This is a genomic window from Prolixibacter denitrificans, assembly GCF_003014495.1.
In the GTDB taxonomy this organism is placed as follows: Bacteria; Bacteroidota; Bacteroidia; order Bacteroidales; family Prolixibacteraceae; genus Prolixibacter; species Prolixibacter denitrificans.
The window spans coordinates 542,270-555,202 of the sequence record NZ_PYGC01000001.1 but is presented as its reverse complement, the minus strand read 5'-3'; the positions used below and the strand labels follow the sequence as shown (position 1 = coordinate 555,202).

Below are 12,933 nucleotides of genomic sequence, written 5' to 3'. Positions count from 1 at the left end.
ATGATCCGAAAAATTTTGGTTGCGAACCGTGGTGAAATTGCGGTGCGGGTGATGCGTTCCTGTCGCGAGATGGGAATTCAGAGTGTGGCAGTATTTTCAGAGGCCGACCGCAGTGCCATGCATGTTCGTTATGCCGACGAGGCCTGTTTTATCGGACCGTCTCCATCGTCTGAGAGTTATTTGAACATCGACAAGATTATGGATGCGGCAGTGAAATCAGGAGCCGACGCAATTCATCCGGGTTACGGATTTCTTTCCGAGAATGCGGAGTTTGCACGTCGGGTAGCAGAAGCCGGGCTGATTTTTATCGGTCCTTCTCCGGACGCCATTTTGGCAATGGGCGATAAGCTGACTGCACGGAAAATCATGATGGACGCGGGCGTTTCGGTTGTTCCCGGAACCCGTGATCTTATTGAAGACGAAGACAAATTAAAAGAGACAGCAGATTCGATTGGATATCCAATCATGATCAAAGCATCGGCTGGCGGTGGTGGTAAAGGTATGCGCCTCGTAAGGGAGGAAAGTGAACTGGTAAGTTCCTACCGGCGGGCTCGTTCCGAAGCCGGCAGCGCCTTTGGCAACGACGTGGTGTATATGGAAAAATACATCGAGTCGCCTCACCATATCGAGTTCCAGGTGATGGCAGATGAACACGGAAATACCGTTCATCTTTTCGAGCGCGAATGTTCGGTACAGCGCCGTCACCAGAAAGTAATTGAAGAAACACCGTCGCCATTGATGACACCTGAATTACGTGCCAAAATGGGCGAACAGGCTGTTGCGGCAGCCCAGTCGGTGAATTACGTAGGAGCTGGTACGGTAGAGTTTTTGGTCGATAACGACCATAATTTCTACTTCCTGGAAATGAATACCCGTTTGCAGGTAGAACATCCCATCACCGAAAGGGTAACCGGCGTTGACCTGGTGAAAACGCAGATTATGGTCGCCAATGGCGAAGAGCTGCCTTTCAAACAGGAAGAACTTACGCAAACCGGACACGCCATCGAATGCCGGATTTACGCAGAAGATCCGAAGAATAACTTTATGCCGAGTCCCGGTCTGGTGAAACACATCACCGAACCGCTTGGATTAGGCGTTCGTACCGATGGTTATGTGTACGAAGGTTATGAAATCCCGATTTATTACGATCCGATGATCTCCAAGCTGATCGTGTGGGCACAAACCCGCGGCGAGGCTATCGAACGGATGAAGCGGGCGTTGTACGAATACAAAATCAGCGGGGTGAAAAACACCATTCCGTTCCTGAAAAGAATTATGGAAGCGGAAGATTTTGCATCCGGTAATTACGACACTCATTTTATCGAGAAGAATCCGGAGGTATTGGAAATTCCATCGGATTGCAACCAGGAGTGTGAGGATATGGCACTGTTTATTGCCTATCTCGATTACACCGAGAAGATGAAGAAACTCGTTTCGGAACCCACTGAGGTTGAGAAACACGCTTCATCTCCCTGGAAAGAATTTGCACGACGTAAAAGTGTACTCCGACTTTAATCAACCATTGAATTATGCAGAACGAAGTAAGAATCAATTCGCGTACAGCGAACGTAGAGCTGCTGGGTAAGGAAGGCTCCAAGTACCGGGCACTCATCGACGGTCGCGAATATGAATTTGACGTGGTTCGTGTTGAGCCGGGGATTTATTCCGTGCTTCACAACGGCAAGTCGACCAACATGGAAATGATCGAGGTAGGCAAAGCCAACCACTATAGCGTTAAAACCCTCACCAATCAATACGAGGTAGAGGTGATTGATGCGCTTACCCGTTACAGAAACAATACGAAAGGCGATCTGGCATCAGCCGGTAATGTGATTACCACACCTATGCCGGGTAAAGTGGTTCGTATTCCTGTAAAAGAAGGGGAAGAAGTGGAGGCTGGCCAAACGGTCATCACCATATCGGCCATGAAAATGGAAAGTGAATACAAAAGTGCTTTCCACGGGACCGTGAAAAAGATTTTGGTAAACGAAGGAGATACCATCGAGGGACATCAACCATTGATTGAGTTGGAATCCCTTGAAGATTGACCTTTAAATTGAGATTTCATGCAGAAACTTGAAGATAAGTACCGGATTTTTGAAGATAAAAACAAAGCGGCCGAAGCCGGTGGCGGCGAGGCTCGGGTTGCCAAACAGCACGATGGTGGCAAACTGACCGCCCGTGAACGTATCGATGTTTTTCTCGACAAAGGAACATTTGTCGAACTGGATAAAATAGTCACACACAGCTGCACCAATTTTGGGATGGATGAGAATAAAATCCCGGGTGATGGTGTTGTATCCGGTTACGGAAAAGTAGACGGACGCCTGGTGTATGTATTTGCACAGGATTTCACCGTTTTTGGTGGCTCGCTGAGCCGTACCAATGCCGATAAAATCGTGAAGGTAACCCAGCTGGCACTGAAGATGGGAGCCCCTATCATCGGGTTGAATGACTCGGGTGGAGCCCGTATTCAGGAGGGAGTACGAAGCCTGGCCGGTTATGCCGACATTTTCTGGCTGAACGTGAAAGCTTCGGGTGTTGTTCCGCAGATTTCATCCATCATGGGACCATGTGCCGGAGGGGCTGTTTATTCACCGGCACTGACCGATTTTATCTTCATGGTAAAAGATACCAGTTACATGTTCGTAACCGGACCGGAAGTGGTGAAAACAGTGACACATGAAGAGGTAACCAAAGAGCAGCTCGGTGGTGCCATGACGCACAACGCGAAAAGTGGCGTGGCTCATTTCCTCGGACAGGACGACGAACAAACTCTGATGATGATTCGGGAATTACTAAGCTACCTGCCGTCGAATAATATGGAAGATCCACCTGTCATCCCTTGTACCGACGATGTCGAGCGGGAAGATGAGCAGTTGCAAACCATTGTTCCGCCGGATCCGAACAAACCGTATGATATGCACACCATCATTCGTTCGGTTGTCGACGATAACCACTTCTTCGAAGTGATGCCGCATTTTGCGCAGAATATCGTGGTTGGTTTTGCCCGTATGGGGGGACGTACTGTAGGTGTTGTGGCTAATCAGCCCGATCACCTCGCTGGAGTGCTTGACATCGATTCATCGGTAAAAGGTGCCCGTTTTGTTCGCTTCTGTGACTCGTTCAATATTCCGTTGGTTACTTTCGTAGATGTACCGGGATTCCTTCCGGGAACTACCCAGGAGTTTGGCGGTATCATTCGTCACGGAGCCAAGTTGCTGTATGCCTATGCTGAGGCTACTGTTCCAAAAATTACGGTAATTACCCGGAAAGCTTATGGAGGTGCTTACGATGTGATGGCCAGCAAGCATTTGGCTGCTGACATGAACATGGCATGGCCTACTGCCGAGATTGCGGTAATGGGACCGGAAGGTGCCGTGAATATCATTTTCCGGAATGATAAGGATGATGAGTCGAAAGCGAAGCGTGTAGATGACTACCGTGACAATTTCGCTAATCCGTATCGTGCAGCTGAACTCGGTTATATCGATGAGATCATCATGCCGAAAGACACCCGAAAGAAGGTGATTATGGCATTGGAGATGACCAAAAACAAGAGCGAAACCAATCCGCCCAAAAAGCACGGAAACATTCCGTTATAGATAGTGAAGTTAATTGATGAGAAAAGCCTGGCCACGTGTCAGGCTTTTTTTTTACGACTGGCTGCGTAGCAATAGATAAAACCGCACATGCGGGTACACCAGGTTTCTTTTAATCTTTTCCGTTCCTTTCCAGGAAAGAGCATAACCATACACCGGCGTATTCTCATTTAGGTTACTGAAAACAGGGTAGTCCAATTCATAAAAGCCGTTCTCCATTAATTCGCCCTGATCTTCAAAGGTGACGATAGCTTTGTAGCCCAGTTCCCATGCACACATTGAAGCTTCCTGCAACAAAGCCTTGCCTTCTTTCCCATCGGGAAGAACCATGTGACCGATTAGCAGAACATTTGATGATTGTTTCCCGGTTTCCTGCAAGGGAATAAGTTGAAGATGTCCGTTAACTTCTCCATCGGTTCGCGAGATGAAGGAAAGTTCGCCGGGGAATAACTCTTCGTTCCATTCAGAAGCAATGCCGTCGGAATATTTTTCACGGTAAAGTTGTTTGATGGCTTTCCAATCGGAACGGGTCATGTGACTGATGAGTATTTCTTGTTTCGTTGTTGTTTCGGATTGCATTGGCATTTTGATTTGTTGAAAACTGATGAAACAAAACTACCATGCGAGCATAGAGAGAGCGTCTCATGTTCCGAAATCGGGACATGAGTTGAAATGAGACTAAACGAAAAGCGCTGATAAACAGAGGTAAGTGGACTGAAGTCCCGATTTATTGAGACACTGTTTCTGCTTCGACTTGTTTTCGCACAGCACCTGGCGTGAGGCCCGTATGCTCTTTGAAAACCCGGTTGAATGATGACTTGGAATTGAATCCGCATTCCAGCCCCAAGCCAAGTAGTGAGTAGTGCTGGTATTTGGGATCGGCGGCCAGCTGTTTGAAATATTCAATGCTGTACTGGTTGACAAATTCGAAGAAATTCATCCCGAAATGACGGTTGATGACACGCGACAACTGGTGAGGCGGCATGTCCATCATGCGTGAAAGATCGTTGATAGTGAGAGCACTTTCCAGGAATGGCTGCTCTTCTTTCATCAACGCACTCAGCTTTTGGGCATCTTCTTCATTAACGACTGGAACTTCAGCTTTGTGTTGGTTCTGCTCCGTTCGGAGATGGGTTTCATGATCTTCACGGGCAATGGCCAGTGGTTCGAAGCGGAAAATTTCTCCCTGCCGATAACCGAAATAGCCCAGGATGAAGATGAAGAAGGTGAGCATGATATAAAAGGAAAAATCCGTCCATGCCAATGGAATACCAATAACGCTAAAGAGAATGGCCAGTCCCATATCGAAGAAAAAGAAAAAGGAAAAAGTAACAGCTAACCGTCTCAGCCAAAGGAGATCAACATTATCCCGGTACGAATAAACCTGAAGAATTTGTTGCTTGTGTTTTTTCAATGCCTTGAACGTAGCAACAATAAACCAGACAAAACATCCCAACGATACCACGGCTGAAGGCAACATATTCAACGGAATATTTTCTCCACTGCTCAGGAACTGATATTTCACGTCCATGGGCATGGTGAAATATGGAATCATCATGATGCCAACGAGTATTGCAGGGGTAAAACTCAGAAGAATGGATTTGAGTTTCCTTTTTTCATTAGTTAGCGTCAGCACATAATTGTATAGGAAAATGGGATGAAGTGTCAACAGGGTCGATTCATATCCCACCATGTAAACGTATACCCGAATGTTGGTCATGTAAATAAAGGGAATCATCAACTGTGCTGAGAGAAAGATAAGCCACGTGCCCAAAATTGCATCAGAGCGTTTCCGGTTACTTCGCGAAAAAATAAGAAACGCAAAGAAGAGTGCATTGACGGTTCCCAGTAAATAGAAAAACCGGAAGATGGAATAAAAAGGCATATGGTCTTTTTTCGGCAGAAATGAAACTTACTAATGCGAATATACACATCTGAAATAAAAACAACCGGCTCATTCGGAAAATGATTCCGATGAAACCGGCTGCTCCGTGTGGATATTAACCTGTAAATTTTGTCGTCATCAAGGTTATGAAAAAGAATTCCCGTTACTCTTTAGGGGCATCCTCTTTCGGCGCACAGAACGTTTTGATGCCGAAAGGTGCGTAGAGCGGGCAGAAACTGACCAGGCTGGTAAGCACAAAAATGGCTGCCAGAATGAGCAGGATAATGCCAATTGTTCCGGTAATAACGCCCGCATAATAAAGAGCTACAAATACAATGGCGAGGAGGACGCGGATAATCCGGTCGGTGGTTCCCATGTTCTTTTTCATAATGAAAGTTTTTTAATTAAGGTTTAAACCTTCCCGAATAATTCTTCCGGGTGTATAAACAAATAAAGCAAAAAATCGTTCGCACATTACTGTTTGCCCGCCTGTTGTTCAGTAGCTTTCTGGGGAACCACGTACAATTTTGAGGTATCGAAGCCTAACTGCTGAGCTTTTTGCAATAGGTTTTTGTAGATGTTTTTATCCAGTTGAGGTGTGCGCGATAAGACCCATAAATACTTATCAGAACTGGCGACCAGCGCATATTGGTAATGTTCTTTGTCCAACGCCACAATCACATAATCGGCGTAGAAGGGCCCGAAAAATGATACCCGCAGATATCCTTCGCCGGGTTTTCCGGCCAGTTTGGCTTTCCCGATGGCCATTTTGTGTTTCCCGTCCGGTTTGTCACCTTCGTTCTGCACCCGCACCTTACCGTCTTCCCGCAAGGAATAGGTAGCGGTTACATTCACCAGATCTTTCTCGAAACGGTTGGGCAGCCTGGCAATTTCGTACCACTTGCCCAGGTATTTTTGAAGTTCAAAGCCGGAGACCGGTGCATAAGGTGGTTCCTTTTTCCCGGTACAGCCGGAAAGAAAAAACAATCCGGCGACAGCCGAAAGTCCGGTAATGGCAATCCATTTACGCATAGCTAAAAGAGATTGGTTTTAACTATAAAAGGAATGGGAGAGGAGAAAGGTTTAGCTGTGTTTGGTTATAAACCGTTAACGAAAATACAAATCCCGAAAGAATCGACGTCTGCCACGGAAGGGAACGAAGAGTCTTAACAATTCCAGACCGATGTATCCACGAGCTTTCAGCCGGAAGTAATCTGTTATTCCGCGATAAATAGTAGAATAAAGCAACAGGGTAACGACGAATGCAATAGCGTATTCGTTGGAGATCATCCAAAACATCAAAGCAAAGGGGGACAGGATGAACAGATAATAAACCAGTAGATTTTTCATGGGTTAGTTCAATTAGGTAAAAGATCAGGATATAAGTGCCCGTTATTTAATTTCTTAAGAAAGAAAATTGCCTCTTTATTTTCAAAACTTTTTGACGAACGTATCAATCTGTTAGGTGAACGGCTCATTTTGCGGGATGAACAAAAATTATGTTCTCTAGAATGAGTGTCAACTATTTGATAATTAGTATTCGTTTTCTAAACGTATTACCATTCTCAAACCTGGTTTCAAGGTATTTCTCATTACTCATTTTTCATTTCTTATTGCTGAATGAATTTCCCTCACAATCCAACGGAAACCAGCGACGTTTTTTCTATTTTTGTACCCTTTGAAATCATATTCAGGGAATTCGCCCTGCGAACATCTTCCGGCGAAAGCTGGTTGACTATTAACGAGACATTAAAAAAGAAAAGATATACCATGGAAATCCCAAGCAAGTACAATCCTGTAGAAGTTGAAGACAAGTGGTACCAGTACTGGATGGAACAAGGTTTTTTCCATTCGGAGCCCGATGAGCGGGAGCCTTATACCATCGTCATCCCGCCGCCAAACGTGACGGGCGTGTTGCACATGGGGCACATGCTGAACAATACCATTCAGGATATTTTGGTACGCCGTGCACGGATGCAAGGCTACAACGCTTGCTGGGTGCCGGGAACCGACCATGCTTCCATTGCTACGGAGGCAAAGGTGGTAGGCAAACTACGCGAAGAAGGCATCAAAAAAGATGATTTGACCCGCGACGCCTTTCTCGAACATGCCTGGGAGTGGACGCACAAACATGGCGGCATCATCCTGGAGCAGTTGAAAAAGCTGGGCGCTTCGTGCGACTGGGAACGTACCGCGTTTACCATGGACGAAAAACGTTCGGAGTCGGTTATCAAGGTGTTTGTCGATCTGTACAAGAAAGGATACATCTACCGCGGCGTGCGGATGGTCAACTGGGACCCGGCTGCCAAAACCGCTCTTTCCGACGAAGAGGTGATTCACAAGGAGGAGCAATCGAAACTTTACTACGTTCGGTATGCCATTGAAGATACCCCCGGTGAGTTTGTTACCGTAGCAACCACCCGTCCGGAAACCATTCTGGGCGATACGGCGGTTTGTGTGAACCCGAACGATGAGCGCTTCCAGGATTTGGCCGGAAAACGCGTGTTGGTGCCGCTGGTGAACCGCAGTGTTCCCATTATCCAGGACGAATACGTGGATATGGAATTCGGTACCGGCTGTTTGAAGATTACCCCGGCACACGATGTCAACGATTACGAAATCGGGTTGCGCCACAACCTCGAAGTGATTGATACCTTCAACGATGACGGAACGCTGAGCAAAGAAGCCGGCTTCCTGGTAGGAGTTGACCGCTTTGAAGCGCGGAAGCAGATTATTCCGATGCTGAAAGAGGCCGGCAACCTGGTGAAAGTGGAAGATTACACCAACAAGGTAGGTTACTCGGAACGTACCGACGTGGTAATTGAACCAAAACTCTCAGCCCAATGGTTCCTCAAAATGGAAGAGCTGGCCAAGCCGGCGCTGGAAGCAGTGGAGAATGGCGATGTTCAGTTTTTCCCCGGTAAGTTCGTGAATTTGTATCGTCACTGGATGGGCAACATCAAGGATTGGTGTATCTCACGTCAGCTTTGGTGGGGACATCGCATTCCGGTGTATTACCTGTCAGACGGCAGCTTTGTAGTAGCCGAAACTGCTGAGGAGGCATTGCAACTGGCTAAAGAAACAACAGGGCGCGATCACCTGACCATGGACGACCTGCATCAGGACGAGGATGTGCTCGACACCTGGGCTTCGTCGTGGCTGTGGCCGATATCCGTGTTTGATGGTATCAGCGACCCGGATAACAAAGAGATTAACTACTATTATCCGACGAACGATTTGGTGACTGCTCCCGAGATTATCTTCTTCTGGGTGGCCCGTATGATCATTGCCGGGTACGAATATCGCGGAACGTTCCCGTTCAAAAATGTGTACTTCACTGGTATCGTGCGCGACAAACTGCGCCGTAAGATGTCTAAATCGCTGGGGAACTCGCCCGACCCGCTGGAACTGATTTCGAAATATGGTGCCGACGGTGTTCGTGTGGGCATGTTGCTCTGTTCGCCGGCCGGAAACGATATATTGTTCGAAGAGTCATTGACCGAGCAGGGACGGAACTTCAGCTCGAAAATCTGGAACTCGTTCCGCCTCGTACATGGTTGGGAAGTAGATGCATCGTTGCCACAACCGGAGCACGCGCGCCTGGGCCTCGACTGGTTCAACGCGCAATTGAACGAAGTGATTGCTACGATGAACGATCATTTCAGCAAGTACCGTTTGAGCGATGCGCTGATGACCATCTACACGGCCATGCGCGACGACTTCTCGGGTTGGCTGCTCGAAATCGTCAAACCAGCGTATCAGCAACCCATCGACAAACAGACCTACGACGAGTTGGTAGCTTTGTTCGACAAGATGTTGCGCCTGTTGCACCCGTTCATGCCGTTTATCACCGAAGAAATCTGGCAGTTGCTGGGTGAGCGGAAAGAAGGCGAGTCCATCATGATGGCAGAATGGCCCTCCGTTGCTGAAGCCGATGCGTCGCTGGTGGAGCAGTTCGTGAATATCGAAGAGGCGGTAACCGGCATTCGGAATGTGCGCAAAGAGAAGAACATCGCAAATAAGGAAGAACTGAAAGTAGCTGTTTATCCCGGCGAAAAAGGTTATTCACCCGTGTTCGATGCGGTGCTCCGGAAGATGGGAAACCTCAGCGAGCTGGAAGTGGTGAACGAGAAAGTAGACGGCGCGCTGTCGTTCCGTGTAAAATCGACTGAATACTATATTCCGCTGGGCGACCTGGTGAATGTGGAAGAGGAAATAGCCAAGATTGAAGAAGAATTGAAATATACCCGCGGCTTCCTTACTTCGGTAATGAAGAAGCTGGGCAACGAGCGCTTTGTGAACGGAGCTCCAGAACAGGTGGTAGCCACCGAGCGCAAAAAGCAGGCCGATGCCGAGGAGAAAATCAAACTCCTGGAAGAGCGCCTCGCCTCGTTGAAATAAAGAATTGATTTACCTCGTCCAAAGGTAACTTTCCAAAAACCTGACGGGCCCTCGTGGCTTGTCAGGTTTTTTTTTTTGCTCCGAATCCTCCCCCTTTAAAGGGGGACAGCGCGCCAACGACCCAAGCGACGAAGCTTTTTTCCAAGGTAAAAGATGGCTTGTTTTATAAACCTCTCGTTTTACATACTAAATCCTGCCATAAGTTTACTTTTTGTGTAAACCTATTTCAGGACAAGACAACGACTTTAGCCCAAACCCAATTTTACTCTACAAATACCTCCGGCTCCTTCCTTTCCGAATAATTATCCACCAGCCACTGACTCTTTTCCTTGATAAACTCCGAATCATTTACGCGGGCATCGGTGGGGCACTCCTTGATGCAGGCACAGCATAGAATACAGGCGCTGGCATTGGTTTCGGGGAGGTCGTTGAGGGTGATGGCGTCGGTGGGGCAGACGGACACACAAATACCGCACTGGTCACATTTCTCTGCTACAGTAACAGGTGCGATGGGTGGCTTTTGTCCCAGTGGTTTGTAGGGAAAATTTCCGGGAACCGCTATTGGGGAAAGTGTCTCTGTTTCCAGTAGCAGTTCGTTGATTTTCTTACCAAAGTCATCCGCTTTCTGCAAATCGTTTGTATCCGGCCTTCCGGGAGCAATAAGATAATCGCTGGTGGTATACGAATGCTCTCCAATAAAGGCGGCAGCAGCGATGGGGACAAAGCCCTGTTCGGTTACGATGTCGCGCAGTTCGAGTAACGCATCCTCATAGGCGCGGTTGCCATATACCACCACTACAACAGCTGGTGTTTGATTTCCTTTGATCTGTTTCAGCCGGTGGGTCGCTTCGGCCGGTACACGGCCACCATAAACCGGTACCCCGAAAATGGTGATTTCATCGCTCTCAGCTTCCCAGGCAGAAGAGCTCAGCGTAAGGTCGATGTGTTTGACCGGGTTGCTGTTAACGCCATTGGTAATTCTCTCCAGCACTTGCCGGGTGGTATGGGTTGGTGAAAAATAAACGATGTGCATTGTTTTCCTGGTTTGTTGGCACCAAAGGTAGGAAATATCAATGGTCGTTAGGGCTGTTGCGGCCGAAACCTCTTTCGTATTTCAATCAAAACCATCGCGCGACCGCTTTCCCTTCAATCGTTGATACCCCGGGGCGTTGCCACCGGAATGAATTGAATTGGGCTTTCAGCCCGGATGATATCGTAAAGTTATTTTCGTCCCGAAGGGACAGGTTATTTCAGCCCAATGGCAACGCCTTGGGTTCATGAGTTTCAGATGGATATTTTCGCCCTGAAAGGGCAGATTATTTTACCCGACCTCAGCGAGGTCGCATGTTGTTAGCATAGGGTAGCACGTTATTTCTATTCGACCCCGGCCGGGGTCGCACCTCTTTTGCCGGGTGATTTCTAACAATATGTCAGCCCTCCGGGATGGTTTGGGCTAAAGCCCATCGGATATTTGGTCTTTCTATCCCAAGGCTGAAGCCATGGGCAATTGAATTGATTTATATGATGTAGCCACGACATGTCGTGGCCCTACAAAGTAGGACATAACTGGCCGATGCAGCAATGTAGGGTCACGATACATCGTGACCGGTTACTATCGTTGCCCCAAAACAATTCCCGCAAATCACTGTTTGTTTGGGAAAACCATATTCTTTAACCGGAAAAACATGTATCAAACGGCAAATCTGTACCTGTCACCCGACATGAAGATGGCGGAAGTTGTGCTCAACAACCCGTATCTCATGCTGTTGCTCGAGCACTTTGGCATCAGTGCGCCGTTGCAGGAGAAGACCATTCGGGAAATCTGCGACGAGCACAAGCTACATCCCGAGGTTTTCCTCACGTTTGCACACCTCTATAACGGAGTGGATTACAAACCGGCCGAGCGGTTTACCTACCGGGAAGTGCGGTCCATCATCAATTACCTGAGTAACAGTCATAGTTATTACCTGGGCGAGATTTATCCCAACATTCTGAAACTGATTCAGGAGATGTTTCACGATAAAAGCCAGCCCGAGCAGGCGATGGTGGAGAAGTTTTTCAACAACTACTTCGACGAGGTGCGGGAGCATCTCAACTACGAGAATGACACGGTTTTTCCGTACATCACCAAGTTGTACCAGAAAATTGAAGAGCGCGGACATGTGAACTTGCCCGAGACCTATTCGGTTGCCGATTACCAGGAACATCACGACGACATTGAGGAGAAGCTCACCGACCTGACCAACCTGTTGGTGAAGTACCTCCCCAACAATGATGAGCCACAGGTACGGCGGAAATTACTGTTTACGCTGTTCGAACTCGATTACGATTTGACCATCCACTCCAAAATAGAAGATCAGATACTCATCCCGCTGGTGCAGCAGATGGAGAACTACTTAAGCCGCAAGACGACGTGAATACACACGCTTACATCAATATACTGATTGTCGAACCCTCTTCGATTATATACGAAGGGCTGAACCGCATATTATCCGGAGGAGGCCTTCGGTTGCGGGTGTACCGTGCCGAAAATTTCGACGCTATCGAGCAGTGCATTCTCAGCAAGAAAATCAATGTGGCGATTGTGAACCCGTTGTATGTACAGAATAACGAAAAAGGATTTCATTCGCTTCGTTCGGGCTATCCGGCCACCAGTTGGGTAGCACTGGTGTACGCCTTTTTCGACCAGCGGTTGCTTTCGCTTTTCGATGGAAGTATCTCCATATCCGACTCCCCTGAATCGGTTATTCAGCTGGTCAGGCAAAATGCGAGTACCGAAAACAAGGAAACCGCTACGGAAGAGGTTCTCAGCGAACGCGAAACCGACGTGTTGAAGCTGCTGGCCACCGGACTAACCAACAAGGAAATTGCCGAAAAACTCAGCATCAGCATCAACACAGTGATTACCCACCGGAAGAACATTACCCAGAAAACCGGCATCAAATCGGTGTCGGGACTAACCATCTACGCCGTAGTGAAAAAACTCGTTTCACTCGACTATCTCTCCGAATAGCCTCATTACATATTGTGACCCATGGCCGGGAT

At 47.7% G+C, this 12,933-nt stretch carries 12 protein-coding genes; 6 read left to right on the top strand and 6 right to left on the bottom strand.

The genetic code is table 11. The features are described 5' to 3' along the window. From accC to CLV93_RS02460, 3 genes are read left to right on the top strand one after another with little or no spacing between them, the layout of a single operon-like run. Nucleotides 1-1,515, top strand: a complete 1,515-nt coding sequence (gene accC, locus CLV93_RS02470; RefSeq protein WP_106540571.1) for an acetyl-CoA carboxylase biotin carboxylase subunit — start codon at nucleotides 1-3, stop codon at nucleotides 1,513-1,515. A gap of 14 nt (nucleotides 1,516-1,529) precedes the next feature. Next, a complete protein-coding gene (locus CLV93_RS02465) occupies nucleotides 1,530-2,048 on the top strand; it encodes a biotin/lipoyl-containing protein (protein ID WP_106540570.1) in 519 nt (172 codons plus the stop codon). An 18-nt stretch (nucleotides 2,049-2,066) separates the two neighbouring features. Further along, nucleotides 2,067-3,605 (top strand): acyl-CoA carboxylase subunit beta, encoded by a 1,539-nt coding sequence (locus CLV93_RS02460; protein WP_106540569.1) that lies wholly within the window; start codon nucleotides 2,067-2,069, stop codon nucleotides 3,603-3,605. Nucleotides 3,606-3,656: 51 nt separating this feature from the next. Here CLV93_RS02460 and CLV93_RS02455 read toward each other — a convergent pair whose 3' ends face one another. The 5 genes from CLV93_RS02455 to CLV93_RS20080 form a co-directional block, all read right to left on the bottom strand. Next, the gene (locus tag CLV93_RS02455; protein WP_106540568.1) at nucleotides 3,657-4,181 is read right to left on the bottom strand and encodes a GNAT family N-acetyltransferase; all 525 of its coding nucleotides are present in this window, start codon (nucleotides 4,179-4,181) and stop codon (nucleotides 3,657-3,659) included. A gap of 148 nt (nucleotides 4,182-4,329) precedes the next feature. Then, on the bottom strand, nucleotides 4,330-5,487 hold the full coding sequence (locus CLV93_RS02450) for a helix-turn-helix domain-containing protein (protein WP_106540567.1): 1,158 nt from the start codon (nucleotides 5,485-5,487) through the stop codon (nucleotides 4,330-4,332). Nucleotides 5,488-5,650: 163 nt separating this feature from the next. Further along, entirely contained in the window at nucleotides 5,651-5,875 is a 225-nt protein-coding gene (locus tag CLV93_RS02445; protein WP_106540566.1) for a YgaP family membrane protein, read from the bottom strand. An 86-nt stretch (nucleotides 5,876-5,961) separates the two neighbouring features. Next, complete coding sequence (locus CLV93_RS02440; protein WP_106540565.1) at nucleotides 5,962-6,519, bottom strand: lipocalin family protein; 558 nt, start codon at nucleotides 6,517-6,519, stop codon at nucleotides 5,962-5,964. A 75-nt stretch (nucleotides 6,520-6,594) separates the two neighbouring features. Further along, a complete protein-coding gene (locus CLV93_RS20080; protein ID WP_146141929.1) occupies nucleotides 6,595-6,837 on the bottom strand; it encodes a hypothetical protein in 243 nt (80 codons plus the stop codon). 420 nt (nucleotides 6,838-7,257) lie between these two features. On the opposite strand from CLV93_RS20080, the gene CLV93_RS02435 reads away from it, so the two are divergent. After that, complete coding sequence (locus CLV93_RS02435) at nucleotides 7,258-9,888, top strand: valine--tRNA ligase (RefSeq protein WP_106540564.1); 2,631 nt, start codon at nucleotides 7,258-7,260, stop codon at nucleotides 9,886-9,888. A gap of 262 nt (nucleotides 9,889-10,150) precedes the next feature. Here the strand turns inward: CLV93_RS02435 and CLV93_RS02430 are convergent, their stop codons facing one another. Next, nucleotides 10,151-10,921, bottom strand: a complete 771-nt coding sequence (locus tag CLV93_RS02430; protein WP_106540563.1) for an EFR1 family ferrodoxin — start codon at nucleotides 10,919-10,921, stop codon at nucleotides 10,151-10,153. A gap of 652 nt (nucleotides 10,922-11,573) precedes the next feature. Here CLV93_RS02430 and CLV93_RS20200 point away from each other — a divergent pair. Together CLV93_RS20200 and CLV93_RS02425 are read left to right on the top strand one after the other, a co-directional pair. Next, nucleotides 11,574-12,305 carry a hemerythrin domain-containing protein gene (locus CLV93_RS20200; protein WP_170108845.1) on the top strand — a complete coding sequence of 244 codons (732 nt, stop codon included), beginning with the start codon at nucleotides 11,574-11,576 and terminating at the stop codon, nucleotides 12,303-12,305. Further along, nucleotides 12,302-12,901 (top strand): response regulator transcription factor, encoded by a 600-nt coding sequence (locus CLV93_RS02425; RefSeq protein ID WP_170108844.1) that lies wholly within the window; start codon nucleotides 12,302-12,304, stop codon nucleotides 12,899-12,901. The genes CLV93_RS20200 and CLV93_RS02425 overlap by 4 nt, the downstream gene beginning before the upstream one ends. The last annotated feature ends 32 nt before the right edge of the window (nucleotides 12,902-12,933 follow it).

Coding starts and splice junctions, on each gene's coding strand:
- accC (WP_106540571.1), top strand. CDS start 1: ATGATCCGAAAAATTTTGGTTGCGAACCGTGGTGAAATTGCGGTGCGG.
- CLV93_RS02465 (WP_106540570.1), top strand. CDS start 1,530: ATGCAGAACGAAGTAAGAATCAATTCGCGTACAGCGAACGTAGAGCTG.
- CLV93_RS02460 (WP_106540569.1), top strand. CDS start 2,067: ATGCAGAAACTTGAAGATAAGTACCGGATTTTTGAAGATAAAAACAAA.
- CLV93_RS02455 (WP_106540568.1), bottom strand. CDS start 4,181: ATGCAATCCGAAACAACAACGAAACAAGAAATACTCATCAGTCACATG.
- CLV93_RS02450 (WP_106540567.1), bottom strand. CDS start 5,487: ATGCCTTTTTATTCCATCTTCCGGTTTTTCTATTTACTGGGAACCGTC.
- CLV93_RS02445 (WP_106540566.1), bottom strand. CDS start 5,875: ATGAAAAAGAACATGGGAACCACCGACCGGATTATCCGCGTCCTCCTC.
- CLV93_RS02440 (WP_106540565.1), bottom strand. CDS start 6,519: ATGCGTAAATGGATTGCCATTACCGGACTTTCGGCTGTCGCCGGATTG.
- CLV93_RS20080 (WP_146141929.1), bottom strand. CDS start 6,837: ATGAAAAATCTACTGGTTTATTATCTGTTCATCCTGTCCCCCTTTGCT.
- CLV93_RS02435 (WP_106540564.1), top strand. CDS start 7,258: ATGGAAATCCCAAGCAAGTACAATCCTGTAGAAGTTGAAGACAAGTGG.
- CLV93_RS02430 (WP_106540563.1), bottom strand. CDS start 10,921: ATGCACATCGTTTATTTTTCACCAACCCATACCACCCGGCAAGTGCTG.
- CLV93_RS20200 (WP_170108845.1), top strand. CDS start 11,574: ATGTATCAAACGGCAAATCTGTACCTGTCACCCGACATGAAGATGGCG.